At 71.7% G+C, this 25,530-nt stretch carries 23 protein-coding genes and 1 pseudogene; 19 read left to right on the forward strand and 5 right to left on the reverse strand.

Going from position 1 to position 25,530, the window contains the following annotated elements; all coding sequences use genetic code 11:
* Positions 1–84 precede the first annotated feature (84 nt).
* From ACGFZS_RS33900 to ACGFZS_RS33965, 14 genes are all read left to right on the forward strand, one after another.
* Positions 85–1,644: an arabinogalactan endo-beta-1,4-galactanase gene (locus ACGFZS_RS33900; RefSeq protein WP_393798298.1), complete on the forward strand. Its 1,560-nt coding sequence runs from the start codon at positions 85–87 to the stop codon at positions 1,642–1,644.
* A gap of 208 nt (positions 1,645–1,852) precedes the next feature.
* Complete coding sequence (locus ACGFZS_RS33905) at positions 1,853–2,140, forward strand: ArsR family transcriptional regulator (RefSeq protein ID WP_393798299.1); 288 nt, start codon at positions 1,853–1,855, stop codon at positions 2,138–2,140.
* Positions 2,141–2,169: 29 nt separating this feature from the next.
* Positions 2,170–3,123, forward strand: coding sequence for an SMP-30/gluconolactonase/LRE family protein (locus tag ACGFZS_RS33910; RefSeq protein WP_393798300.1), 954 nt, complete (start codon positions 2,170–2,172; stop codon positions 3,121–3,123).
* Between the two features lie 69 nt (positions 3,124–3,192).
* On the forward strand, positions 3,193–3,654 hold the full coding sequence (gene crcB, locus ACGFZS_RS33915) for a fluoride efflux transporter CrcB (RefSeq protein ID WP_365689040.1): 462 nt from the start codon (positions 3,193–3,195) through the stop codon (positions 3,652–3,654).
* Positions 3,651–4,031, forward strand: coding sequence for a DUF190 domain-containing protein (locus ACGFZS_RS33920; protein WP_393798301.1), 381 nt, complete (start codon positions 3,651–3,653; stop codon positions 4,029–4,031). Before crcB (ACGFZS_RS33915) ends, ACGFZS_RS33920 begins: the two co-directional genes overlap by 4 nt.
* Positions 4,028–4,402: a fluoride efflux transporter CrcB gene (crcB, locus tag ACGFZS_RS33925; protein ID WP_393798302.1), complete on the forward strand. Its 375-nt coding sequence runs from the start codon at positions 4,028–4,030 to the stop codon at positions 4,400–4,402. Before ACGFZS_RS33920 ends, crcB (ACGFZS_RS33925) begins: the two co-directional genes overlap by 4 nt.
* 72 nt (positions 4,403–4,474) lie before the next feature.
* Positions 4,475–5,311 carry an undecaprenyl-diphosphate phosphatase gene (locus tag ACGFZS_RS33930; RefSeq protein WP_359217391.1) on the forward strand — a complete coding sequence of 279 codons (837 nt, stop codon included), beginning with the start codon at positions 4,475–4,477 and terminating at the stop codon, positions 5,309–5,311.
* A gap of 187 nt (positions 5,312–5,498) precedes the next feature.
* Positions 5,499–6,176: a FadR/GntR family transcriptional regulator gene (locus ACGFZS_RS33935; protein WP_393798362.1), complete on the forward strand. Its 678-nt coding sequence runs from the start codon at positions 5,499–5,501 to the stop codon at positions 6,174–6,176.
* Positions 6,173–7,612 (forward strand): amino acid permease, encoded by a 1,440-nt coding sequence (locus tag ACGFZS_RS33940; RefSeq protein WP_393798303.1) that lies wholly within the window; start codon positions 6,173–6,175, stop codon positions 7,610–7,612. The genes ACGFZS_RS33935 and ACGFZS_RS33940 overlap by 4 nt, the downstream gene beginning before the upstream one ends.
* A 43-nt stretch (positions 7,613–7,655) precedes the next feature.
* The gene (locus ACGFZS_RS33945; protein WP_393798304.1) at positions 7,656–8,672 is read left to right on the forward strand and encodes an asparaginase; all 1,017 of its coding nucleotides are present in this window, start codon (positions 7,656–7,658) and stop codon (positions 8,670–8,672) included.
* A 110-nt stretch (positions 8,673–8,782) separates the two neighbouring features.
* Positions 8,783–10,186 (forward strand): aspartate ammonia-lyase, encoded by a 1,404-nt coding sequence (gene aspA, locus ACGFZS_RS33950; RefSeq protein ID WP_393798305.1) that lies wholly within the window; start codon positions 8,783–8,785, stop codon positions 10,184–10,186.
* A 45-nt stretch (positions 10,187–10,231) separates the two neighbouring features.
* Positions 10,232–11,161: a glutaminase gene (locus tag ACGFZS_RS33955; protein WP_393798306.1), complete on the forward strand. Its 930-nt coding sequence runs from the start codon at positions 10,232–10,234 to the stop codon at positions 11,159–11,161.
* Positions 11,162–11,513: 352 nt separating this feature from the next.
* Positions 11,514–12,908 (forward strand): polyprenol phosphomannose-dependent alpha 1,6 mannosyltransferase MptB, encoded by a 1,395-nt coding sequence (mptB, locus tag ACGFZS_RS33960; protein WP_393798307.1) that lies wholly within the window; start codon positions 11,514–11,516, stop codon positions 12,906–12,908.
* Positions 12,905–14,269 carry a glycosyltransferase family 87 protein gene (locus tag ACGFZS_RS33965; protein ID WP_393798308.1) on the forward strand — a complete coding sequence of 455 codons (1,365 nt, stop codon included), beginning with the start codon at positions 12,905–12,907 and terminating at the stop codon, positions 14,267–14,269. Before mptB ends, ACGFZS_RS33965 begins: the two co-directional genes overlap by 4 nt.
* Before the next feature lie 89 nt (positions 14,270–14,358).
* On the opposite strand, the pseudogene ACGFZS_RS33970 reads toward ACGFZS_RS33965, so the two are convergent.
* Positions 14,359–15,204 (reverse strand): annotated as a pseudogene (locus ACGFZS_RS33970) (D-alanyl-D-alanine carboxypeptidase family protein); the annotation flags it as partial.
* A gap of 150 nt (positions 15,205–15,354) precedes the next feature.
* Complete coding sequence (rho, locus tag ACGFZS_RS33975) at positions 15,355–16,503, reverse strand: transcription termination factor Rho (protein ID WP_393798309.1); 1,149 nt, start codon at positions 16,501–16,503, stop codon at positions 15,355–15,357.
* A 362-nt stretch (positions 16,504–16,865) separates the two neighbouring features.
* Between rho and ACGFZS_RS33980 the strand changes: the two genes are divergently transcribed.
* The 4 genes from ACGFZS_RS33980 to ACGFZS_RS33995 all read left to right on the forward strand — a co-directional run bounded on the left by ACGFZS_RS33980 (position 16,866) and on the right by ACGFZS_RS33995 (position 20,980).
* Positions 16,866–18,107, forward strand: coding sequence for a cytochrome P450 (locus tag ACGFZS_RS33980; RefSeq protein ID WP_393798310.1), 1,242 nt, complete (start codon positions 16,866–16,868; stop codon positions 18,105–18,107).
* 124 nt (positions 18,108–18,231) lie between these two features.
* The gene (locus ACGFZS_RS33985; protein WP_393798311.1) at positions 18,232–19,002 is read left to right on the forward strand and encodes an SDR family NAD(P)-dependent oxidoreductase; all 771 of its coding nucleotides are present in this window, start codon (positions 18,232–18,234) and stop codon (positions 19,000–19,002) included.
* 6 nt (positions 19,003–19,008) lie between these two features.
* The gene (locus ACGFZS_RS33990) at positions 19,009–19,449 is read left to right on the forward strand and encodes a VOC family protein (RefSeq protein ID WP_393798312.1); all 441 of its coding nucleotides are present in this window, start codon (positions 19,009–19,011) and stop codon (positions 19,447–19,449) included.
* A 13-nt stretch (positions 19,450–19,462) separates the two neighbouring features.
* Positions 19,463–20,980 (forward strand): MFS transporter, encoded by a 1,518-nt coding sequence (locus ACGFZS_RS33995; protein ID WP_393798313.1) that lies wholly within the window; start codon positions 19,463–19,465, stop codon positions 20,978–20,980.
* Positions 20,981–21,070: 90 nt separating this feature from the next.
* On the opposite strand, the gene ACGFZS_RS34000 is transcribed toward ACGFZS_RS33995, so the two are convergent.
* Positions 21,071–22,357, reverse strand: a complete 1,287-nt coding sequence (locus ACGFZS_RS34000; protein ID WP_393798314.1) for a cytochrome P450 — start codon at positions 22,355–22,357, stop codon at positions 21,071–21,073.
* A 388-nt stretch (positions 22,358–22,745) separates the two neighbouring features.
* On the opposite strand from ACGFZS_RS34000, the gene ACGFZS_RS34005 reads away from it, so the two are divergent.
* On the forward strand, positions 22,746–23,744 hold the full coding sequence (locus tag ACGFZS_RS34005; protein ID WP_393798315.1) for a hypothetical protein: 999 nt from the start codon (positions 22,746–22,748) through the stop codon (positions 23,742–23,744).
* Between the two features lie 3 nt (positions 23,745–23,747).
* Here the strand turns inward: ACGFZS_RS34005 and ACGFZS_RS34010 are convergent, their stop codons facing one another.
* Together ACGFZS_RS34010 and ACGFZS_RS34015 are read right to left on the reverse strand one after the other, a co-directional pair.
* Complete coding sequence (locus ACGFZS_RS34010) at positions 23,748–24,518, reverse strand: SDR family NAD(P)-dependent oxidoreductase (RefSeq protein WP_393798316.1); 771 nt, start codon at positions 24,516–24,518, stop codon at positions 23,748–23,750.
* Positions 24,519–24,567: 49 nt separating this feature from the next.
* The gene (locus ACGFZS_RS34015; RefSeq protein ID WP_393798317.1) at positions 24,568–25,521 is read right to left on the reverse strand and encodes a LysR family transcriptional regulator; all 954 of its coding nucleotides are present in this window, start codon (positions 25,519–25,521) and stop codon (positions 24,568–24,570) included.
* Between the last annotated feature and the right edge of the window lie 9 nt (positions 25,522–25,530).

Here is a 25,530-nt window from a genome sequence, read left to right on the forward strand (position 1 = left end):
CGAGAGCCGCGGGCGGAGGGGCTCTCCTCCGGCCCCGCCGGAGGACACCCCTCCCCAGTCACGTCGAAGGGACGACGGACGATGATGTTCCATCCCAGACGCACCATCAGAGCCCTGCTGCTGCCGCTCCTGGCCGGGCTCGCCCTCACCGCCCTTCCCGCACAGACCGCCCAGGCGGCGTCCACCCTCACCAACGGCGGCTTCGAGTCGGACGGCGCGGGCGTGGCCAGCCCCACCGGCTGGTCGGAGTACGGCGACACGGGCGCCTCGTACACCGAGTCCGGTGGCCACAGCGGCAGTTACCGCCTCAGCCACTACTCGGCCTCGGCCTACAAGGTGGAGACCTACCAGTACCTGTCGGGGCTGACCAACGGGAACTACACCCTCACCGCCTGGACCCGCTCCAGCGGCGGGCAGAACTCCGCCTACATATCCCTGAAGAACTGCGGGAGTTCGGAGCAGCGGACCGACCTGCCCGTCTCCACCAGCAGCTGGGTGCGGATCGTCACCTCGATCGCGGTCACCAACAACCAGTGCACGATCAGCATTTACTCCGACGCCAACGCGGGCAACTGGATCAACGTCGACGACGTGACGTTCGCCTCCGGCTCGACGGGCCTCGCCGTCAAGGGCGCCGACATATCGTCACTCGCCAAGAGCGAGGCCAAGGGCGGTGTCTACAAGACCAGTTCCGGCACCACCGGGGACGCGGTCACCATCCTCAAGAACGCCGGCATGAACTACGCGCGGCTCAAGGTCTGGGTCAACCCGGCCGACGGCTACAACGACAAGGCGCACGTGCTGGCCATGGCCAAGCGCGTCAAGGCGGCCGGCATGAAGCTGCTGGTCGACTTCCACTACTCGGACAGCTGGGCCGACCCGGGCAAGCAGACCAAGCCCGCCGCCTGGTCCGGCCACTCCTACAGCCAGCTGAAGACCGACGTGTACAACCACACGTACGACGTCCTCAACGCCCTGAAGTCCCAGGGCACCACCGCCGACATGGTCCAGATCGGCAACGAGATCAACGGCGGCATGCTCTGGTCCGAGGGCTCCACGGACAACTGGTCACAGCTCGCCGGCCTGATCAACTCCGGCTACAGCGCGGCCAAGGCGGTCTCCTCCTCCACCCAGGTCGCCCTGCACCTGGCCAACGCGGGCGACGACGCCACGGTCCGCTGGTGGTTCGACAACGCCAAGACCTACGGCATCAACTACGACGTGATCGGGCTGTCGTACTACGGCTACTGGCACGGCTCGCTGGCCGCCGCCCAGACCACCCTGGACGACGTGGCCTCGCGCTACTCCAAGCCGGTGTTCGTCGCCGAGACCGCCTACCCGTTCACCCTCGCCCAGGACGACTCGCTGGAGAACCAGATCGACACCAGCAGTGAACTGGTCACCGGCTACCCGGCCACCGCGGCCGGCCAGCTGGCCTGGATGAACGCCGTCGCGAACATCGTCGAGGCCGTCCCGAACGGCCGGGGTCTCGGCGTCTTCTACTGGGAGGCGACCTGGACCGCCGTCACCGGAAACGGCTGGGACCCGACCGACGCCACCTCGGGCAACGGCTGGGAGAACCAGGCCCTGTTCGGCTACGACGACAAGGCGCTGTCCTCCATGGCGTGGTTCAGCCACCGCTGAACCACCACTGACGAGGGGCCCGGCCGTAAGGGGACGGTCGGGCCCCTCCGCCGTGCCCCGGGCGCGTCACGCGTCACGTCCCCAACCGGCCGATCTCGTACGGCCGTTCGGTCTCGGACATCGCGCACCGAGTCCCTGACGTGGGGGCTTCGGCTGCGGGACAGTGGGGCACACGAACTACGAGGAGGCAGGGACGGAGGCCGGTCGGATGCTGAGGAACCCCACGAGCGCGCATCGCCTGGACATTCTGGACTGGCTCAAGGATCCGGCGGCCCACTTCCCGCCCCAGCGCCACACCGACCTCGCCGAGGACGGCGTCACCGTCCGGGCCGTCGCCGCGAAGCTCGGCGTCTCCCGCAGGGTCGCCGGCACCCATCTGGCCCTGCTGACCCGGCTCGGGCTGCTGCGCACCAAGCGCATCCGGCACCGCACCTACTACCGGCGCGACGAGATGCGGATCGCGGAAGTGGCCCGGATGTTCGAGAAAGGCTGGTGAGAACCGTTCCGCCTGCCACCATGGGGCTCATGGACCGACCCGCACGCCTCGTCCCCCTCCACTACGTCGCCATCGGCGGCCGGGGCCCGGAGGACGTGGTGACGGATCCGGACGGCCGGGTCCTCACCGGCGTCGAGGACGGCCGCATCCTGCGCCTGGACGGCCTGGGCGACCCGGACACCCCCCGGGTCCGGGAGCTCGCCCGGACCGGTGGCCGCCCGCTCGGGCTCGAGCTGCTGCCCGACGGCGACCTGCTGGTGTGCGACGCGGAGCGCGGGCTGCTGCGCGTCGGCCTCGCCGACGGCGCCGTCCAGGTCCTCGCCGACACGGTCGAGGGCGAGCCGCTGCGGTTCGCCAGCAACGTGGTCGCCCTGCCCGACGGCACCCTCTACTTCACCGTCTCCAGCCGCCGCTTCCCGCTGGACCACTGGATCGGCGACATCGTCGAGCACAGCGGCACCGGCCGCCTGCTGCGCCTCGCGCCCGGCGCCCGTACGCCCGAAGTCGCCTGCGACGGGCTCCAGTTCGCCAACGGGCTGGCCGTCAGCGGCGACGGCACCTTCCTGATCGTCGCCGAGACCGGCGCGTACCGCCTGACCCGGTACTGGCTCACCGGTCCGCGGGCCGGCCGCGCCGAGTTCTTCGCCGAGCTCCCCGGCATGCCCGACAACCTCTGGCGCGACGGCGATCTCACCTGGGTCGCCCTGGCCGGACCGCGCAACCCCCCGCTGGACCTCTTCCACCGCACCCCGGCCGCCGTGCGCCGCGCGGCCGCCCGGGCCGCCGTGCACGCCCCCTACCGCCCGGCCGGCACGGTCGCCGTCGTCGCCCTGGACGACCACGGCAGGGTCGTGCACCACCTGGCCCGCCGGCCCTCCGGCTTCCGCATGGCGACCAGCGTCTGCCGCACCGGGCGCCTGCTGGTCCTCGGCAGCGTGTGGGAGCCCGGCGTCGCGGTCTGCGCGGCCCCCACCGCGAAGTGACCGCCGGGTACACCCGGCGGTACCCTGTTGCACCCGTCGGGGCGGTGCCGAACAGGAGACGTACGACCGATGACAGCCCCGGAAGCCGAGAGCCTCCGAGTCCAGCCGAGCCCGCGGCGGCGGCCCGAGTGGCGCACCCAGGCGCCGGTCGTCGCGGTGGTCGCCGCCGGCGGTGCGATCGGCGCCGTGGCCCGCTACGGCCTCGCCCTCGCCCTGCCCACCGCGGCGGGCGGATTCCCCTGGGCGACCTTCTGGACCAATGTGACCGGCTGCGCCGTGATCGGCGCCTTCCTGGTCCTGATCACCGAGGGACTCCCCGCGCACCGCCTGGTCCGCCCGTTCTTCGGCACCGGCGTCCTCGGCGGCTTCACCACCTTCTCCACCTACGCCGTCGACATCCAGAAACTGGTCGACCACGGCCGCCCCGCCACGGGCCTGGCCTACCTCGCCGCGACCCTGTGCGCGGCCATGGCGGCGGTGTGGTGCGCGGCCGCCGCGACCCGCCGCGTCCTCACCCGGAGGCAGCGATGACCAGACTGACCGGCCGCGCCCTGCGGCTGACCGTCCACATCGGCGAGGACGACAGCTGGCACCACAAGCCCCTCTACACGGAGATCGTGCACCGCGCCCACCGGGCGGGCCTCGCGGGCGCCAGCGTGTTCCGGGGCATCGAGGGCTTCGGCGCCTCCTCCCGCATCCACACCTCCCGGCTGCTGTCCCTGAGCGAGGACCTGCCGGTCGCGGTCGTGATCGTGGACACCGAGGAGCGGGTCCGGGCGTTCCTGCCGCAGCTCGACGAACTGGTGACCGAGGGGCTCGTCACGCTGGACGACTGCGAGGTCATCCGGTACGTCGGCCGCACGGACGACACGGGCAAAACGGACACGGAAGGTAAGAAGTCGTTGTGAACTGGCTGTTGGTCGTAGCCGGCGCCGTCGTGGGTGCTCCGCTGCGCTATCTCACCGACCGCGCCGTCCAGGCCAGGCACGACTCCGTCTTCCCCTGGGGCACCTTCGTGGTCAACGTCACCGGCTGCCTGATCCTGGGCCTGCTCGCCGGCGCGGCCTCGGCGGGCACGGCGGGCCCGCATCTCCAGCTGTTGCTGGGCACCGGGCTGTGCGGGGCGCTGACGACCTACTCGACGTTCTCGTACGAGACCCTCCGGCTGACCGAGACCGGCGCCGGGCTCTACGCTGCCGCCAACGTCGTCGCGAGCCTCGTGTCGGGGCTCGGGGCGGCCTTCGCCGGGGTGGCGATCGCCCGGGCGGTCTGGTCCTAGGACTTGCTTCACACCTCCGCGCTGTAAGACTGTCTACAGCACTGTCGACCAAACTCTGCAGAACTGGATCCCATGAGCGCCATCTCTGTCGGCCAGGCCGCCATCCTCGGGGTAGTCGAGGGGGTGACCGAGTTCCTCCCGGTGTCCTCCACCGGCCACCTCAAGATCACCGAGGGGCTCATGAACATCCCCGTCGACGACCAGTCCGTCGTCGGATTCTCCGCCGTCATCCAGGTCGGCGCCATCGCCGCCGTGCTCGTGTACTTCTTCAAGGACATCAAGCGCATCGTCTCCGCCTGGTTCCGCGGTCTGACCAACAAGGAAGAGCGCTACCACCACGACTACAAGTTCGCCTGGTGGGTGATCGCCGCGACCGTCCCGATCGTCCTGGTCGGTCTCGCCGCCAAGCCGCTCATCGACGGCGCGCTCGGCTCCCTGTGGGTGGTCGGCGGCTCGCTGATCGTCGGCTCCGGTGTGATGTGGGCGGCCGACCAGATGGGCCGCCACAAGCGCGGTGAGGACGACACCTCCTTCAAGGACGCGATGCTGGTCGGCTGCTCGCAGATCCTCGCCCTGCTCTTCCCGGGCTTCTCCCGCTCCGGCGCCACCATGTCCACCGCGCTCATCCTCGACCTGGACCGCGTCGCCGCCACCCGCCTCTCCTTCTTCCTCGGCATCCCGGCCCTGACCGGCGCGGGCATCTACGAGCTCAAGGACGCCCTGGGCGCGGGCGTGGGCGCCGCCCCGCTCGCCGTCGGCACGATCGTCTCCTTCGTGGTCGCCTACGCCTCCATCGCCTGGCTGCTGAAGTTCGTCGCCAAGCACTCCTTCAACGCGTTCGTGATCTACCGGATCGTGATCGGCCTGGCGCTCTTCGGCCTCCTCGCCACGGGCACCATCAACGCCTGACCGATTCACCGGTTCCACGAGTCACCGCTCCGCCACGGGGTGTGACGCCTGCGCATTCAGGTGTCGCACCCCGTGAATGTTTCCTTTCGCGACACCTTGACAGCCTCGTCCCGCAACCCGGAACATCTCACCCGTGAACCTGTCAGACAGCCCGACAGCCGGACAGCCCCCGCGACGCGTGAGCGCCATGGAGGCGGTGCTGGCGCACCTGCGCGGTGCCATCGAGCGCGGCGCGTACGCGATCGGCGACAAGCTCCCCTCCGAGGCGGAGCTCTGCCGCACCCTGGAGGTCAGCAGGCCCGTCCTGCGCGAGGCCCTGCGGGCCCTGCAGACGATGGGCCTGACCGTCTCCAAGACCGGCAAGGGCACCTTCGTCGTGGCCAGCGCCGTCGAGGACCCCACCTTCGGCGACTACGCGGCGAGCGACCTGCTCGAAGTCCGCCGGCACATCGAGATCCCGGTCGCCGGGTACGCGGCGCTGCGCCGCAGCCCCGAGAACCTGGACCACCTGGCCCATCTGCTCGACCGCATGGAGCGGGAGACGGACACCACCGCGTGGGTCGCGATGGACACCCTCTTCCACCTCGCCGTGGCCGAGGCCGCCCAGAACCCGGTCTTCCGCCGGGTCATCGAGGAGATCCGGGACGCACTGGCGCGTCAGTCGGCCTTCCTCAACGAGCTGGGCGGCCGCCGGGAGCAGTCAAACCGGGAGCACCGGGCCATCGTCGAAGCGCTGATCGACGGTTCCGAACCCGACGCCGTGGAGGCCATGAGCCACCACCTCGACCGCGTCGAGACGACCCTCACCCACATCGTGCGCCCCGCGCGCACGGACCAGCACCAGGAAGGCGGAACCGAGGCGTGAGCGAACAGCACCTCAAAGACGAGACGCGCCCCTCGTCCCGTCACGTCGACGCCGGGGACCACGGCTACAGCAAGTCGCTGAAGCACCGGCACGTCAACATGATCGCCATCGGCGGCGCCATCGGCACCGGCCTCTTCCTCGGCGCCGGCGGCCGCCTCGCCGACGCCGGCCCCTCCCTCTTCGTCGCGTACGCGGTCTGCGGCGTCTTCGCGTTCCTCGTCGTCCGCGCCCTCGGCGAACTCGTCCTGTACCGCCCGTCCTCCGGCGCCTTCGTCTCGTACGCCCGTGAGTTCCTGGGCGAGAAGGGCGCCTACACCGCGGGCTGGATGTACTTCCTGAACTGGGCGACCACCGGCATCGCCGACATCACCGCGGTCGCCACCTACACCCACTACTGGGGGATGTTCTCCGACATCCCGCAGTGGGTGATCGCCCTGATAGCCCTGGCCGTGGTCCTCACCGTGAACCTGATCTCGGTGAAGATCTTCGGCGAACTGGAGTTCTGGTTCGCGATCGTCAAGGTCAGCGCCCTGGTGATCTTCATGGTCATCGGCATCTTCCTCCTGGTCACCCAGCACCCGGTCGACGGCGCCACCCCCGGCCCGTCCCTCATCACCGACAACGGCGGCGTCTTCCCCAACGGCCTGCTGCCCATGCTGCTGATCATCCAGGGCGTCGTCTTCGCCTACGCCTCGGTCGAACTGGTCGGCGTCGCCGCCGGCGAGACCGAGAACCCCGAGAAGATCATGCCGAAGGCGATCAACTCGATCATGTGGCGCGTGGGCCTGTTCTACGTCGGCTCGGTCGTCCTGCTCTCGATGCTGCTGCCCTGGAACAAGTACACGGCGGGCCAGAGCCCCTTCGTCACCGTGCTCTCGCACATCGGCGTCCCGGCGGCCGGCGGCGTGATGAACCTCGTCGTCCTCACCGCGGCCATGTCCTCGCTCAACTCCGGCCTCTACTCGACCGGCCGCATCCTGCGCTCCATGGCCGTCAACGGCTCCGCCCCGAAGTTCACCGCGAAGATGAGCCGCACCCAGGTGCCGTACGGCGGGATTCTGCTCACCAGCGGTATCTGTGTCCTCGGCGTGGGCCTCAACTTCGTCGTCCCCGCCGACGCGTTCGAGATCGTCCTCAACTTCGCGGCGATCGGCATCATCTCCACCTGGGGCATGATCATGCTCTGCCACCTGCTCTTCTGGCGAAAGACCCAGAACGGCGAACTCATCCGTCCCGGCTACCGACTGCCGGGCTCCCCCTGGACCGAGATCGTGACGCTGGCGTTCCTCGCCTCCGTCCTGGTCCTGATGTACGCCGACGGCGGCGCCGGACGCACCACCGTGCTCTGTGTGCCGCTGATCGTCGCAGCGCTCGTCGCCGGCTGGTACGCCATCCGCCGGCGCGCGGCGCGCCCGTCCGCCGGAACCGACGCGTGAACCGCGTAACGGTCCCTCCCACCTCACCCGAGACCAGGCAGTGATGTACAGCAGTTCCCCCGCGGACGCACCCATCGTCCGTGAACCCCTCCACGCCCCCGTCGCCCACCTCATCCGCGACGGGGTCGTCGAGGGCATCCACTACGGTTCCGTCGTCGTCCTCGGCGCCGACGGAGAGGTCCAGTTCCAGCTCGGCGACATCGAGGCCGCGTTCTACCCGCGCTCGGCCCTCAAGCCCGTCCAGGCCGTCGCCATGCTGCGGGCCGGGCTGCCCCTCGACGGCGACCTGCTCTCGCTGGCCGCCGCCAGCCACTCCGGCGAGGAGCGGCACCTCGCCGGAACCCGGCGCATCCTCGGCCTCGCCGGACTGACGGAGGACGACCTGCGCAACGTCCCCGACATGCCGTACGACCCCGGCGTGCGCGACACCTGGATCCGCGAGGGCCGGGGGCCGTCGCGACTCGCCCAGAACTGCTCCGGCAAGCACGCGGCGATGCTGTGGACCGCGAAGCTGAACGGCTGGTCGCTGGCGGAGTATCTCGATCCGGGCCATCCGCTGCAGCAGGCGATCGCCGAGATCGTCGAGGACCTGACCGGGCAGCGCATCGCCCGTACGACGGTGGACGGCTGCGGCGCTCCGCTGTTCTCCATCTCCCTGCACGGGCTGGCCCGCGCGGTGTCGCGGATCGCCGCCGCCGTGCCGGGTACGCCCGAGGCACGGGTCGCCGACGCGATGCGGGAGCACGCGGAGATGGCGTCCGGGGCGGGGCGGGACGTGGCCGCACTGATGGCGGCCGTGCCGGGGCTGCTGGCCAAGGACGGCTTCGAGGGCGTCGAGGTGGCTGCGCTGCCGGACGGGCGGGCCGTCGCCGTGAAGATCGCGGACGGGGCGAACCGGGCGCGGGTGCCGGTGGCCGCGGCGGCGTTGGCGCGGGCCGGGGTCCCTCAGGAACTGCTCACCGAGTTCGCCGGGGAGGCGCTGCTCGGTGGGGGGCGGGAGGTCGGGCGTGTGCGGCCCGTCCGCTCACTGGAGCCGGTTGCTGTTTCGGCTTGCGCCTAGTCGTCTGCGTGGACTTGTAGTTCGGCGGCTGCGGGCCGGTTGTGGCTGGTCGCGCAGTTCCCCGCGCCCCTGAGGGGGCGCTTCACCCTCACTCTTTTGGAACAGGACCCATGACTGTTCGTAGCGAACACGATCTGCTCGGCGATCGTGATGTGCCCGCCGATGCCTACTGGGGTGTGCACAGCCTGCGTGCCACCGAGAACTTCCCGATCACCGGTACGCCGATCTCCGCGTACCCGCATCTGATCGAAGCGCTCGCCGCCGTCAAGGAGGCCGCTGCCCTCGCCAACGAGGAACTGGGGCTGCTGGCGCCCGAGAAGGCTGCCGCGATCGTCGCCGCCTGCCGCGAGATCCGGGGCGGCAAGCTGCACGACCAGTTCGTGGTCGACGTCATCCAGGGGGGTGCCGGGACGTCCACGAACATGAATGCCAACGAGGTCGTCGCCAACCGAGCCCTGGAGTTGATGGGGCACGCGAAGGGCGAGTACCGATACCTGCACCCCAACGAGGACGTCAACCTCGGCCAGTCCACCAACGACGTGTACCCGACCGCCGTCAAGGTCGCGACCGTCTTCGCGGTGCGCGGGCTGCTCAGGGCGATGGCGGTGCTGCAGGACTCCTTCGGGCGCAAGGCCGTCGAGTTCCGTGACGTGCTGAAGATGGGCCGTACGCAGTTGCAGGACGCGGTGCCCATGACGCTCGGGCAGGAGTTCTCGACCTTCGCCGTGATGCTGGACGAGGACCGGAGCCGGCTCGCCGAGGCCGCCGAGCTGATCCACGAGATCAACCTCGGCGCCACGGCGATCGGAACCGGGCTCAACGCGCCCGCAGGATACGCCGAGTCGGCGCGCCGGCACCTCGCCGAGATCACCGGGCTGCCCCTGGTCACCGCCGCCAACCTGGTGGAGGCGACCCAGGACTGCGGTGCGTTCGTCCAGATGTCGGGCGTGCTCAAGCGGATCGCGGTCAAGCTGAGCAAGAGCTGCAACGACCTGCGGCTGCTGTCCTCCGGGCCGCGGGCCGGGCTCGGCGAGATCAACCTGCCGCCCGTGCAGGCCGGTTCGTCGATCATGCCCGGCAAGGTCAACCCGGTCATCCCCGAGGTGGTCAACCAGGTCGCCTTCGAGGTCATCGGCAACGACGTCGCCATCACCATGGCCGCCGAGGCCGGACAGCTCCAGCTGAACGCGTTCGAGCCGATCATCCTGCACTCCCTGTCGGAGAGCATCACGCACCTGCAAAGCGCCTGCCTGACCCTGGCCGAGCGCTGCGTGGACGGCATCACCGCCAACACCGAGGTGCTGCGGGCCACCGTCGAGAACTCCATCGGCCTGGTCACCGCGCTCAACCCGCACATCGGGTACACGGCGGCCACCGACATCGCCAAGGAGGCCCTCGCCACCGGCCGCGGGGTGGCCGAACTCGTCCTGGAGAAGGGCCTGCTGCCCGCCGAGCGGCTCGCCGACCTGCTGCGTCCCGAGGTCGTCGCCGGCAGCGGATCGCCCCTCGCCTGACCTGCGCGTACGCACCAGGACCGGCACGGAGGCACAATAGTGATCATGACAGTGACGTCGTCGCCCGCCTTCCTGCCGGTCCTGGAGCGCATCGCCGAGGAGATAGGCCGCACGCCCGGGCGCGGCCGTCCCGCCGACTACATCCCGGCACTCGCCGCGTGCGACCCGCGCAGCTTCGGCATGGCGGTCGCCGAGCTCGACGGCACGGTCTACGGCGTGGGGGAGTGGCGGCAGCCGTTCTCCGCGCAGTCCCTCACCAAGGTCTTCACCCTCGCCCTGGACCTCGCCCGCGAGGGCGACGAACTCTGGGAGCACGTCGGCCGCGAGCCCTCCGGCAACCCCTTCAACTCCCTGGTCCAGCTGGAGTACGAGCAGGGCATCCCGCGCAACCCCTTCATCAACGCGGGCGCCCTCGTCGTCACCGACCGGCTGCACACCCGTACCTCGGACGCGGCCGGCGAACTACTGGCCTTCCTGCGCGCCGAAAGCGGCAACGCCGGCCTGGACTTCGACCGGGAGGTGGCCGCCTCCGAGTCCCAGCACGGCGACCGCAACGCCGCGCTGGCCCACTTCATGGCCTCCTACGGCAACATCGACAACGAGGTCCCGGTCCTCCTCGACCAGTACTTCCGCCAGTGCTCCGTCGCCGCCTCCTGCGCCGACCTCGCCCTCGCCACCACCTTCCTCGCCCGCCACGGCATCCGCGCCGACGGCACCCGCCTGCTCACCCAGAGCCAGGCGAAACAGGTCAACGCCGTGATGCTGACCTGCGGCACGTACGACGCGGCGGGCGACTTCGCCTACCGGGTGGGCCTGCCCGGGAAGAGCGGGGTCGGGGGTGGGATCATCGCGGTAGTGCCGGGGCGTTGTGCGTTGTGCGTGTGGAGCCCGGGCCTGGACGAACGGGGCAACTCGGTGGCGGGAGTCGCGGCGCTGGATCGCTTCACCACTTTGACAGGCCTGTCGGTGTTCTAGCGCCCCGAAGGGGCGCGGGGCTGTATCGATATGCGGCTCCGCCGCGTGGGCGCGACCAGCCCCCACCGGACCCGGGGGGGGGGGGGGCGGGGGGGGGGGGCGCGGGGCGGGGGGGGGGGGGCGCGCGGGGGGGCGCCCCCCCCCCCGCCCCCGGGGGGGGGGGGGGGGCGCCCCCCCCCGGCGGGGCCCCGGGGCTGTATCGATATGCGGCTCCGCCGCGTGGGCGCGACCAGCCCCCACCGGACCCGCACCCACCCCCGACCCACTGGCCAGTCACAGCCAGGTCTCTCGCAGGAAAACACCCCGTCGCTTTCCGGCCACCCACCATTGACACGCTGACCCAGTGTTGGCCATGGCTTTTCCCGTCGATCTACGCCGCTGCCAGGTTCTCGGCCTGGCCGGCACCGCCTTCCTGGCGCTGGGAGGTGAGACTGCCGGCGCCCTACCCGTGGAGGATCTGCTCGCACCCAGCTCGGTACAGGCGGCGTTCGGCCTGGTCGGGGTCTACTTCGGCGTCGTCCTGCTGATCGCCGCGTGGCTGCTGCTCGGCCGCCTCGTGCGCAGCGGCGCCCCGCCCACCCCGCGCCAGCTGATGCTGGTGCTCGTCGTGTGGGCGGCCCCGCTGCTGCTCGCGCCGCCGTTGTTCAGCCGGGACGTATACAGCTACCTGGCGCAGGGTGCGATGGTCGACGCGCACATGGACGTCTACACCTCGGGCCCCGCCCAGCTCGGCGGCCCGCTGGCCGACGAGGTGGCGCCGGTGTGGCAGAACACCGCCGCCCCGTACGGTCCCGCGTTCATGGGCGTGGCCTCGCTGCTGTCCGGGCTGACCCGGGGCGAACTCCCGGCCGGGCTCTTCGGGATGCGGCTGGTCGCCCTGCTCGGCGTCGGCCTGATGGCGGTCGCGCTGCCCCGGCTGGCCCGGCACAGCGGCGCCGACCCGGCCGCCGCGCTCTGGCTGGGCGCCCTCAACCCGCTGGTGCTGCTGCACCTGGTCGCGGGCGCCCACAACGACGCGATCATGCTCGGTCTGCTCGGCCTCGGCCTGGTCGCGGCGCTCGGCCGCTGGCCGGTCCTGGGGGCCGTGCTGGTCACGCTCGCGGCGCTGGTGAAGGCGCCCGCCGCGCTCGGACTGCTGGCGATCGTCGTCGTACAGGCGCGCAGGGGCCGCAGCCCGGTACGTGCCACCCTGCTGACGGCCGCGGCCTCCGGGGTCACCACGGTGGTGGCGACCGCCGTCGCGGGCACGGGGTACGGATGGATAAGGGCGCTGGACACGCCCGTCTCGGCGCACAACTGGGCGCTCAGCAGCCTGCTGGGCCGGGCCACCCGCGCGCTCCTCGAACACCTCGGCAGCGACCTGGCACCACTGGCCGTGCCCGCCTGGCACCTGCTCGGGATGGCGCTGACCGCGGTGACCGTGCTGCTGATATGGGTCCGGCTGCGGCCCCGCCCGGTCTACGCGCTCGGCCTGAGCCTGGCCGCGGTCGCCGCCTTCGGGCCCGCGATCCGGCCCTGGTACGCGATCTGGGGCCTGTTCCTGATAGCGGCGGCGGCGCCCAGCACCTCGGTACGGCACCGGGTGGCCGCGGTCACCGGAGTGCTCGCGCTCGCCGTGCTGCCCAGCGGCGGCCCCGCCGACGTGGGCCAGCTGGTCCTCGCCGTCTCCGGTGGGGTGCTCGGTGTGGTCGTGCTGTGGCAGGCCCACCAGGCGGCGCAGGCCCCGGTCGTGGGACGTACGGCATGAGAGGACCGCAGACCGTGCGGGGGAGGCTGCTGCTCGTCCTGGCCCTCGTCGCCGCCGTGACCGTGTTCACGGCCACCGTGCCGCTGCTGCGCGACTGGTTCGACCTACGGGTCTACTACGGGACCGTGCACACCTGGGTGCACCACGGCGGCCGGATCTACGACTACCGGGTGCCGGGGACGGAGTACGGCTTCACCTATCCGCCGTTCGCCGCCGTCGGCATGCTGCCCATGGCGCTGGTGGGGCTGCCGCTGGCCATCGCGGCCTCGCTGCTCGTCAACCTGACCGCGCTGGCGTTCGTGCTGCGCATCCTGGCCGGGCCGGGCTGGCGGCGCTGGGGCTGGTACCGGTGGGCGCTGGCACTGTGCGCGCTGGCCCTGTTCGAGCCGCTGCGGGACACCTTCAGCTTCGGCCAGGTGAACCTGATACTGCTCGCCCTGGTGCTCGGCGACTGCTGCCTGCTGCGCAGCGGCCGGGGCCGCTGGGCCGGGGTCGGGATCGGGCTCGCCGCTGCGATCAAGCTCACCCCGGCGCTGTTCATCGCCATGCTGCTGATCGGCCGCAGGTGGCGTGCGGCGGGGGTCGCCACGGCCGTGGCGCTCGCGGCGACCGGGCTGGCTGCCTGGACCGATCCGAAGGCGTCCCGGTTCTACTGGACGCAGGCGCTCTGGGACACCAGCCGGGTCGGCCGGCTCGACTATGTGTCGAACCAGTCGCTGCAGGGTGTCCTGGCCCGGCTCGGCCATCCGGACAAGCCGTTGTGGGCGATCGTCGTGCTGCTCACCCTGGCCGTGTGGGCGTGGCGGACCCGCCGGGCCGTGACGGCCGGCGACTGGACGGCCGCGTTCGCGCTCACCGGTCTCGCCGCCTGCCTGGTCAGCCCGATCACCTGGGTGCACCACCTGGTGTGGGTGCTGCCCTCGTTCGCGCTGCTGGCCCGTGCGGGGTACCCGCGGATCGCGGGCGCGCTGTACGCGGTGATGTGCACCAGCGTGGTGTGGCTGTGGTTCGACGACGCGTCCGGCATCGACGGTTTCCTCGGCAGCAACCTCTACACCTGGATCACGCTGGGTCTGCTGTTCGGGCTGCCGGTGGGTCAGTCCCGGCCGGGCGGGTCGGAGGGGTCCGACCTGTCCGAGCGTTCGCCCTTGAGCCGCATCGCCAGGGTCACCGCGCCCACCCCGAGACCGGCGAAGGCCGCGGCGATGGCGGTGTCCGACCAGACGGAGTCGTCCTCCGGTGCCGCGGCGGCCGCGATCGGCACGGTGCTCGGTCCCGGTCGCGGGGCCGGCCGCAGGGCGTCCAGCGAGCCCACCGGATCGACCCGCCCGGCCGCCTCGAAACCCCAGTCGAGCAGCTGACGGGCCTCGTCGTACACGCCGCCGTCCTGGGGGTTCATCACCGTCACGAGGAGGGTGCGCCCGCCCCGCCGGGCGGCGGCGACGAGGGTGTTGCCGGCGTTGCTGGTGTAGCCGTTCTTGATGCCGATCAGGCCGGGGTAGCGGGCCACCCCGTCCTCGCCGGTCAGCAGCCGGTTGGTGTTCTCGATGCCGAAGGTCCAGCCGCCGCCGGCCGGGAAGCGGGCCTGGGCGGTGGAGCAGTAGCCGGCGAACTCGGGGTTGTGGAGTCCGGCCCGGCCGAACACCGCGAGGTCGTACGCCGAGGAGACCTGCCCGGGTGCGTCGTAGCCGTCGGGGGACTCGACATGGGTGTCCAGGGCGCCCAGGGAGCGGGCCTTGGCCTGCATCCGGGTGACGGTGCGGTTCCAGCCGCCGTCGAGCGCGGCCAGCACGTGCACGGCGTCGTTGCCGGAGCTGAGGAAGACCCCGCGCCACAGATCGGACACCTGGTAGGTGTGCCCCTCCTCGACACCGACCAGGCTGCTGCCCTCGCCGACGTCCGCCAGCTCCGCGTGGGTCACCCGGTGCTTGAGACCAGGGGGCAGGGTGGGCATCACGGTGAGCGCGAACAGGGTCTTCAGCGTGCTGGCCGGCGGCAGTCCGAGATGCGCCCCGTTCGCCGCCAGCACCTGGCCGCTGTCGGCGTCGGCGACCACCCAGGAGAGCGCGGAGACGTCCGGCAGTCCGGGGGCCCCGACGTGCGGACGCACCTGGGCGCCGGAGCGGTAGAGCAGTGCCGGACCCGGCACCACCGCCCTCGGCGGCGGGGCCGGGTCCAGTGCCCTGGTGCCGGCGGCCGCCGTGCCGGGCGTCAGGGCCAGCAGGCCCGCCACACAGAGGGCGCAGGTCGACACCGTCACTCGGCGAGAGAAGCGGTCAGGGAATCCGATATTCATATGATCAACGTAGGAAGGTGGGCGCTGGACGGCGCGCGGCCTGGGCCGGACGGGCGTCTTGAGCAACCCGGATGCCGCACGCACGGCTCGCCCGCCGGTCCGCCGGTCCGTCGGTCCGTCGATACGTCAGACCGTCGTTCCGTCAGCCTGTCAGCCCGCGGGCAGGGTCGGCTGGACCCGGCGCAGGAAGCTGGCGTTGTCCGGGGTCTCGCGAATCCGCTCCAGGAGCGTCTCCAGCCCGCTCGGGGTGCCCTCCCGGCTCTGCAGGGCCCGGCGCAGCCCGCGTACGGCGGTCAACTCGGCCGGGGTGAGCAGGAGTTCCTCGCGGCGGGTGCCGGAGGGGGCGATGTCCAGAGCCGGGAAGACCCGCCGGGAGGCCAGCTCGCGGTCCAGCCGCAGCTCCATGTTGCCGGTGCTCTTCAGCTCCTCGAAGAAGTAGCCGTCGGCCCGGGAGCCGGTGTCCACCAGGACGGTGGCCAGGATGGTGAGCGAGCCGCCCTCCTCGGCCTTGCGGGCGGCCCCGAAGAACCGCTTCGGGCCGAGCAGAGCGCCGGCGTCGACACCGCCGCTGAGGGTGCGGCCGTTGGAGGCGGCCGCGTTGTTGTGGGCCCGGCACAGCCGGGTCAGGGAGTCCAGGAGGATGACGACGTCCTGGCCCTCCTCGACGAGCCGCTTGGCGCGCTCGACGACGAGTTCGGCGAGCGCGATGTGCTCCTTGGCGGGCCGGTCGAAGGTCGAGGCGTACACCTCGCCCTGCACGGAGCGCCGCATGTCGGTGACCTCCTCGGGGCGCTCGTCGAGCAGCAGCACCATCAGATGGCACTCCGGGTGGTTGCCGGCGACGGCGGCCGCCAGCTGCTGGAGCAGTACGGTCTTGCCGGTCTTCGGCGGGGCCACGATCAGCCCGCGCTGCCCCTTGCCGACCGGCGCGAACAGGTCGGCGACCCGCCCGGCGAGCCCGGCGGCCGGGTGTTCCAGGCGGATCCGCTCGTGCGGGTGCAGCGGGGTCAGCTCACGGAACTGACGGCGGCCGCGCAGCTCTTCGGGCGTACGGCCGTTGACGCGCGTGACCTCGGTCAGCGCGCGCTGGTTGCCCCGGACGCCCTCGACGAGGTCGCCCTTGCGCAGGCCGTGACGGCGGATCAGCGCGGCGGGGACCTGCGGGTCGGCGGGGGAGGTCAGGCAGCTCGGGGCCCGCAGCTGCCCCTTCCCGCTCGCGTCGATGTCGAGGACACCGGTGACGGGAGGGGCGGCGTTCTGGGCCTGCTGCCGTACGGGAGGTTCGAGTGTGGTGGTCATGAGAGGTGGTCCTTTCGAGGACGGAAGTCAGCAGAGAAGGGGGGAGTGGGCCGCGAGCGGGAGGGCGGGTGCGCATGCCTCCGTGCGGCGGGAACGACACCTCGGCGACGGCGGAGAAGCCCTGGTCACGAGGTGGTGCTGAGAAGCCGGTGGGCCGGTCGGGAACCGACGGGCGGTGCGGCTGGAGGAGGTGGAACGGGCACGGCGCCCAACAGTGGGGCGGCCACACGTGCTGATCGCACTATACCCAGCGTTCCGGGATCGTCAACATGGCACCGGTCACGGATATTCCCGCCCCGGGGGCACCCGGGCGCCTACGATCGGCCGTGTCCGCGTCGTACGGCCGTCCGTCAGGAGCCCCGGTGGAGACCCCGTCCGTGCCGCACCGCCTGTACCCCGCCACCGGCTGTCCGCATGCCGACAACGCCCGGCTGCTGGCCCGCGGAGCCGTGGCGCCGGTCGTGCTGCCCGGCGGTGTCGAGGGCATGGCCGTCCTCGGTCACGAGACGCTCAGGGACTTCCTCCAGCATCCCGAAGTCGCCAAGAACGCACGGCACTTCACCGAACTGGCGGAGGGCCGGATCCCCGTTGGCTGGCCGCTGCTGACCTTCGCCACGGTACGGGGCATGACCACCACCGACGGGGCCGACCACCGCAGACTGCGCGGACTGGTCAGCCGGGCGTTCACGCCCCGCCGGGTGGAACAACTGCGGTCATGGATCGAGGAGTTGACCGCCTCGCTGCTCGACGCGCTGGAGCGGGCCGCGGCCGAGGGCGACGGCGTCGCCGACCTGCGGCGGCACTTCGCGCTGCCGCTGCCCATGGAGGTGATCTGCGAACTCCTGGGCGTGGACGCCGAGTTCCGGCACCGGCTGCACCATCTGTCCAGCCAGGTCGTGAGCACCGACATCGCACCGGCCGAGGCCGTCGCCGCCAACCGGGAGCTGGTCGCGGTGCTCGCCGCCGTCGCCGCCGCACGGGCCGAGCGTCCCGGCGACGACCTCACCAGCGCCCTGATCGCCGCCCGGGACGAGGACGGCGACCGGCTCGGCCAGGAGGAGCTGATCGGCACCCTGGTGCTGATGATCATCGCGGGCCACGAGACCACCCTCAATCTGATCACCAACGCCGTGCGCGCCCTGTGCGGCCACCGCGACCAGCTCGACCTGGTCCGGAAGGGGGACGCGAGCTGGGCGGACGTGGTGGAGGAGACGCTGCGCTGGGACGCGCCGGTCAGCTTCTTCCCGTTCCGCTATCCGGTGCGGGACCTGACCGTGGACGGCACGACGATCCCCGCGGGCACGCCCGTCCTGGCCGGCTACTCCGCCGCCGGCCGTGATCCGGCCGCGCACGGCCCCGACGCCGACCGGTTCGATGTCACCCGGCCGGCCCGCCCCGACGCCGTACGTCACCTCTCCCTGGGCCACGGCGCCCACTACTGTCTGGGCGCCCCGCTGGCCCGGCTGGAGGCCACGGTCGCCCTGGAGCGGCTCTTCGACCGCTTCCCCGCCCTGGACCTCGCCGGGCCCGAGGACGGCCTCGCCCCGCTCTCCGGGTTCGTCGGCAACAGTGTCCAGGCCCTCCCGGTGCGGCTGCGCACCTGAGGCGCATACCAGCCATACGAACCCCCGATGACGTTTCCCCGGCGCATTTCTTGTTCTGGGCAAAGGCCCTACCTACGCTGCCAGCACCGCACTCGGGCGGCATGGGACAAGGGACTTGGCAATCATGGGTCGATTGGCCGGAAAAATCGCTTTCATCAGTGGAACGGGGGCAGGAATCGGCCGGGCCGCGGCCCAGGTATTCGCGGCCGAGGGCGCCACCGTATTCGGCTGTGACATCGATGAGGGCGGCGCCGCCGAAACCGTCGCTCTCGTCGAGAAGGCCGGCGGTGTGATGCGTTCGCTGGCGCCGGTCGACCTTTCCACCGAGGCCGGGGCCCGGGAGTGGATCGAGGCCGGGATCGCGGAATTCGGCGGGATCGACATCCTCTACAACAACGCCTCCGCACTCCGGAACGGCCCGTTCGAGACGATGCCGGCCGAGGACTGGTATTTCACCATCAAGAACGAGCTGGACATCCCCTACTTCTGCACGCAGGCCGCCTGGCCGCACCTGGTCGCGCGCGGCGGCGGGGCCGTCCTGAACGTCGCCTCCGTGGCCGCCGAGCGCGGGGCGCTGTTCATGCCGATGGTGCCGCACGGCGCCGCCAAGGGCGGGGTCCTCGCGATGACCAAGCACCTGTGCGCGGCCGGCGCCCCGCACCACATCCGGGTCAACAGCATCGCCCCCGGCATAACCCGCACCTCCGCCACCGCACCCTTCCTCGACGACCCGGACGGACCGAAGGCCCAGCTGGAGGCGCGGATCCCGGTCGGCCGGGTGGGGCAGCCGGAGGACATCGCCCGAGCCGCGGCCTTCCTCTGCTCCGACGAGGCGGCCTTCGTCAACGGCGCGAACCTCATGGTCGACGGCGGCGACAGCGCGATGGCGGGCTGAGCGCGCATGCACGCACGACTCGACCACGTGGGCCTGAACGTACACGACCTGCCCGCCCAACTCTCCTGGTATCAGACGGTCTTCGGACTGGAGACCGTCTTCGAGTTCCATCTCGACGGCCCCGGACTGACCGGAGTCGTCCTGGAACACCCGCACGGCTGGCGCATCGAGCTGCTCGCCAGGCCCGGATCCACGCCCGGCCTCCGGGCGCCGGACCCGATGACGGCCGTACTCACCGAGGGGTACGGGCACTTCGCGGTCACCACACCCGAACTCGACCCCGTGTACTCCGTGTTGACGGCCCATGGAGCGAGCGAGGTCCTCGCTCCCGGGCCGTCCCCCGAACCGGGGGTGCGGATGGCCTGGGTCAAGGACCCCGAGGGAAATCTCATCGAACTCATAGAACGCGGCGAACCGACCGAACGCGGCACCACTGCTAATCCCTGAGACGGAGTACGGAATGACCGACGCTGTGAAGAAGCTGGACGTGGGCACGCTCATCGCCTGTTGTCTGGCGGTTGCCGCCGCGCAGCTGTGCATTACCGTCCCCTCGCCCATCAACGGGGAAATCCAGACCGCGTTCGGGGCCTCCGGATCGCAAGTCGCCTGGGTCACCTCCGCGTTCATTCTCCCCACCGCGATCCTGGAACTGAATTTTGGTGTGGTGGGCGACCTGTTCGGCCGTAAGCGGCTGCTGGTCCTCGGCGGATTCGTGCTGGCGCTCGGTGAACTCCTCAACGCCACCTCCCAGAACATCACCATGCTCTGGATCGGCCAGGCCCTCGCCGGTGTCGGTGCCGCCGCGCTCTTCCCGAGCTCCCTCGCCGTGATCGCCGCCGCGACGCCCGAGGAGAAGGACCGCGCCAAGGCGGTCTCCATCTGGGCGCTGAGCATCTCCCTCGCCTCCGCCGTGGGCCCGCTGTCCTCCGGCATCCTGGCCACGGTCGCCGACTTCCGCTGGGCGTTCGTGCCGCCGGTCGTCCTCGGCATCGCGGTCGGCATCGCCGCCTGGGCGCTGGTCACCGACTCCAAGGCACCCGAGGGCCGGGCCCTGGACTGGCTCGGTCAGATCAGTGTGGCCGTCGGTCTCACCGCCCTGCTGTGGGGCATCATCGAGGGCGGCGACCGCGGCTGGAGCAGCCCGTCGATCGTCTTCGCGCTGACCCTGGCCGCCGTGGCCCTGGTCGGCTTCGTGATCGCCGAGAAGCGCGCCGTGTCCCCGATGTTCAACCTGGAGCTGCTGAGGATCCCGTCGTTCGCGGCGGCCGCGGTGGTCGCGCTGACCGGCATGTTCGGCTTCATCGGCACGGCCTACGTGGTCTCCATCCGGCTGGGCGCGGTGATGCACCTCAGCGCCCTGCGGGCCGGTATGCCGTTCGTGATCCTCCAGCTGATCCCGCTGCTGCTCGCCCCGGTGCTCAGCAAGATGCTCACCCGGGTCGAGCCGCGCTGGCTGCTGATGGGCGGCCTGCTGCCGATGGCCGCCGGCCAGTTCTGGATCGCCGCGCTGCCGATCACCACCACCTCGCTGGCGGCCTTCATCGGCCCGGTGCTGCTGCTCGGCGTCGGCTTCATCTGCGTGGTCTCCTCGCTGACGTCGGCCGCCGTCAACGCGGTGCCGATCGAGATGACCGGCATGGCGAGCGGCGCGACCAGCCTGGTCCGCGAGTTCGGTCAGGGCCTCGGCCCGGCCGTGATCAGCACGGTCGCGATGAGCGCGGCCTCCTCCGCGCTGGTCGGCAAGCTGTCCGGCGCCGACGCCGGCATGGAGGCGGCGGCCGGTCCGCTGGCCGTGGTCAACGCGGGCAGCGACAGCGCCAAGGCCGCAGCGCGGGACGCCCTCGCGCACGGCATGTCCCTGGGCGTGGTGATCTGCGGCTGCGCCTCGCTGCTCGGCGCGGTGGTCACCCTGCTGCTGGTCCGCAGGAGCACCGCCCGTGCGACGGCGGGGGCGCCGGTGCCGGCCGCGTCCGCCTGATCCGCAACGCGCCGGGAAGGCCGGGGCCGGTGCCCCGGCCTTCCGCCGTGCCGGGACCTGCTCGCCCCCGATCAGTGAACTCGCCCCCGATCAGTGAAAGCGGGCCCGCAGGCCTGCCGGTGCGAGGCGGCCGGCGAACTTCGGGGCCGCCGAGGAGGCGTTCGGTGACTCGATGGTGAAGCGTTGGGCGAGCCGTGAGGTGGCCAGGGTGAGCTGCCGCACGGCCAGGGCCGACCCCAGGCAGACCCGGGGTCCGGCGCCGAACGGAAGGTAGGCCGCACCGGGTGCCGTCCGCCCGTCCAGCCACCTGGCGGGGTCGAACTCGTCCGGGTGCCGCCACCACCGGGGGTCCCGGTGGATCAGGTAGGCGTTGAGCAGGACGTCGTCGCCGGGGTCGAGCGACCAGGGACCCAGGCCGGTCGCGGTGGCGGCGGTGCGGGTCATCAGCCACGCGGGCGGATACAGGCGGAGCGTCTCGCGGACCACGGCCTCGGCCAGCGGCAGCCGGCCCGCCGACGCCGGGGCGCCGCCCTTGACCGGCCCGTCCGCCTCGGCGCGCAGCTCGCCGACGAGCCGGGGCCTGCGGGCGAGTTCCCGTACGACGGAGGTGAGCGCGGCGGCGGGCACCCCGTGACCGCCCATGAGGACGCTGTGCAGCGTCGAGGCCACGGTGGCGTCGGGCATGGCCGGGTCCGCGTCGAGCAGGAACCCGAGCAGGTCCTCCCGTGGCGTCCCGGCGTCGGACGCCCGCCGCTGCCGGACGATCGCGGTCATCGCGTCGATCAGGCGCCGGTAGGCGTGGAAGAAGCGCCGGTGGCGGCGGACCGGCAGCCACCCGGGGAACTCGTAGGACGACTCCGTGAACGGCTGGGTGGCGCTGATGAGTTCGTGCAGCAGACCGGGGACGCCGGCGGAGTCCGTGCCGAAGCAGTAGTCGGCGATCGCCCGGGCGGTGAACGCCCGCATCGCGGTGAGCACGTCCACCTCACGGCCGGCACCGCCGGCCAGGACCGCGTCGAGGAACCCGGCGGTACGGTCGTCGGACGAGGCCGCGGCCGAGCGGCTGAGCCCCGGCCGCAGGGTACGGCGTGCGGACATCCAGGCGGCGGCCTGCGCGGCGGCCTGGTCGAGATCCCGCCGCATGTCGAACGGCGCGAGCTCCGTCACGAAGCCGTGGCCGGTCCTGACGAGCGTCTCGTGGGCCAGGTCCGGGTCGATCACGAACACGGTGTCCTCGTCGAAGGAGAAGACGTCACCGTAGGCGTGGTGGCAGCGGCGCAGGAAGCCGATCCGGTCGGCCTCGTAGGCGCGCATGTTGCCGGTCAGCCAGTGCCCGCGCGGGCCCGGCGGCCGGCCGGGCTCCTCGCCGTGTGCCATCCGGCCTCCCCGGAATGACCGCAGGACCCCTGGTCCGGGATCCTGCGATCGGTGTCGTCCGGTGCCCGCGGGCTACCGGAGTTGGTAGGGCCAGTACGGGTAACGACCGCTTACCCGCTTCCTGCCGACCAGGCGAGCCACCAGGCGTCGTGTCCGTTTCATGAACACCCCACTGCCAACTGGGCGAATATTTGTCCGATCGTGGCACGGTCCCCGACAGCCCGGCAATATGCGCCGACCTGGGTTTGCGAGGAAGGCGCAAAACCATCTGACGATGGGTCAGGTGGGTTTCCTGAGTCGACGGACATGGGGAGAACCTTGGCGTCCGCTGCATAACGGTCCTGGCCGGAGCGGGACTTGATGTCGGGTTATGCCTTATCTTCACGACATGTCCACGCCACCGCAGCAGCCGCCCTCCTCTCCGCAGCAGCCGCAGCCCCCGCAGCAGCACCCCGCACCGCCCGAGCCGCCCGAGCAGCAGCCCGCACCGCCCGCGCAGCCGGCGGCCCAGCCCCCGGCCGCCGTGCCCCAGTCGGCCCCGACGCCCCAGCCGGCCCCGCCGATACCGCCGGCCCAGGCCGCTCAGCCGACCGCGTATCCCTACCCGAACCCGCAGTCGCCGCCCCCGCCGCAGAACCCCTACGCCCAGCCGACCCTCGTCAACCAGCCCGCCCCGCCGCCGCAGGCCAACCCCTATGCCCCGCAGCCCGGTTACGGCTATCCGCCGGTGGCCCCACCGCCGCCCGGTGGCGGTGGGGGCAAGGCCGGGCAGGCCGTGCTGTGGGCGGCGGTGGGCGCGGTGGTCGCCTCCGCGGCCTGGGCGGCCGGCGTCTTCCTGACCGGGGGCTTCGGGGACAGCGCGGACCTGCGCGGCTACCAGGCGCCCGCCAACCTCTGCTCCGGCGCGGACTACTCGTCGTTCAAGGACGAGTACCCCGAGGACGACTCGTCCCCGACCAAGAACGCGCTGAAGGACCCGGCCCTGGACGAGAGCTACTGCAGTCTCAGTCTCAAGAAGACCGGGTCCAGCTACGGGGACGCCTATCTCACCCTGCAGGTCGACCTCCACAAGAAGACCGACCCGGGGCCGGAGTTCACGGCCACCTGGAAGAACTACGGCGACAGCCACACGGACTACGACGTGAGCCCGGTGAGCGGCATCGGCGACGAGGCCTACCTGGTCACCGAGGACACCAGCAACGGCTCCTCCACCAGCGGCTCGCGGTACGCCACCCTCGCGGTCCGGGACGGCTGGATGACGTACACCATGAGCTACAGCGCGTACTTCTCCTCGTACGACAACGACACCGACCCGCCGACGCTCGACGACGTGACGGGCTGGCTGAAGACGGACACCAGGTCCACGCTGGAGCAGCTCAAGAGCTGAGGCTCAGTCCTGGTCGAGGGCGTTGGTGATCGCCTTCACCGGGCCGTGCGAGGAGTAGCCGCCGTCGACGGCGATCTCCGCGCCGTTGACGTAGGACGCCTCGTCGGAGAGGAGATAGACGACGAGCGGCGCCACCTCGTCGACGGTGCCGGGGCGGCCCTGGGGCGTCATGGCGAGGTGGGCGGCGACGAAGACCGGGTTGGCGGTCGCCATCAGCGGGGTCTCGATGTACCCGGGGTGGATGATGTTCGTCCGGATGCCGCGCGGGGCCAGCTCCAGGGCCGCCACCTTGGACAGGCCCCGCAGCGCCCACTTGCTGGTCGTGTACGCGACGGCGTGATGGGCGGTGAGCCCGGCGACCGAGCCGACGTTCACGATCGAGGAACCGGCCGGCATCAGCGGGGCGAGCGCCTGGATGCCGAGCAGGGCGCCGGTGGTGTTCACGGCGAAGGCCCGGTTCCAGTCGGCGAGCTCGACCTGGCCGAGCCGGGCCCGCATCGGGATGCCCGCGTTGTTCACCAGGCCGTGCACCACGTCGAGGGAGTCCGCCAGCGCCGCCCAGTCCTCGGCCGAGGTCACGTCCAGGTGGACGTAGCGGACGTCGAGCCCGTCGGCACGCAGGGACGCGGTGAGCTTCTCGCCGGCCTCGTCCAGCACGTCGGTCGCGATCACCGTGGCGCCCTCCCGGGCGGCCGCGGCCGCCTCGGCGGCTCCCTGGCCCTGCGCGGCTCCGGTGACGACGACGGTACGGCCCGCCAGGCGCGTGCGGCTCACGGCTTCCACGGTTTCCTCCAGGGGCGTGCGGGATGTCCTCCCGTCCACGCTAGGAAGCCGCGGACAGCTCCGGAAACGCGCTCTCGGCATGGGTGGCATCCACGTCGGCGATCTCCAGCGGCGGCGGCTCCTCGCCCAGCGCCGCCCCGACCCTGCGGACCGTGTCCCGCAGCCAGCGGTGCGCCGGGTCCGCGTGCCGGTTGTGGTGCCAGTACATGGCCTCCACCAGCGGCACGTCCGGGAACGGCGCCGGTACGACCGCACAGCGCGCGAAGTCCTCGTAGCGCCGCGCCAGCCGCTCCGGGACCATCGCCACCAGGTCCGTGCCGCTCACCAGGAACGGCAGCACACTGAAGCCGGGCGTGCTGACCTGCACCTTCGGGGTGATCCCGAGGGTCTCCAGCTGACGCTCGGCGGGGGTGTGGCTCTTGCCGATGGCGCAGGCCGCGTGCGGCATCTCCGCCAGGTCGCGCAGGGTGAGCCGGCCGTCCACCAGCCGCGGGTTGTCCGGGTCCACGATGCACACGAACCGGTCGTGCATCACCGCCTCGCTCACCCCCGGCAGCTGGTAGCCGAGCGGCACGATCATCAGGTCGTGGCAGCGCAGATGCGTCTCCGTCTCCAGCTGCCCGTCCACGATCGGATGGAAGTCGATCCGGATGCCGGGCGCCTCGGCCGCGATCACCCGCAGCAGCGGCTCCACGAACACCGTCATCACATAGTCCGACATCACCACGGAGAACCGCTGGCGGCTGCGCCCCGGCTCGAAGTGCCGGGTCAGCGACAGCGCCTCCTCGGCCTTCTGCAGCGAGCCCTGGACGACCGGCAGCAGCCGCTCCGCCAGCGGGGTGAGCTCGTACTCCCGGCCCACCCGGATCAGCAGCTCGTCGTTGAAGTGGCGCCGCAGCCGCGCCAGCGAGCCGCTCATCGCGGACTGGCTGGTGGACAGTCGTACACCCGCGTGGGTGACGTTCTTCTCCTCCAGGAGTGCTTCCAGTGCCACCAGAAGATT

The organism is Streptomyces sp. NPDC048288, assembly GCF_043201555.1.
Classification (GTDB): domain Bacteria; phylum Actinomycetota; class Actinomycetes; order Streptomycetales; family Streptomycetaceae; genus Streptomyces.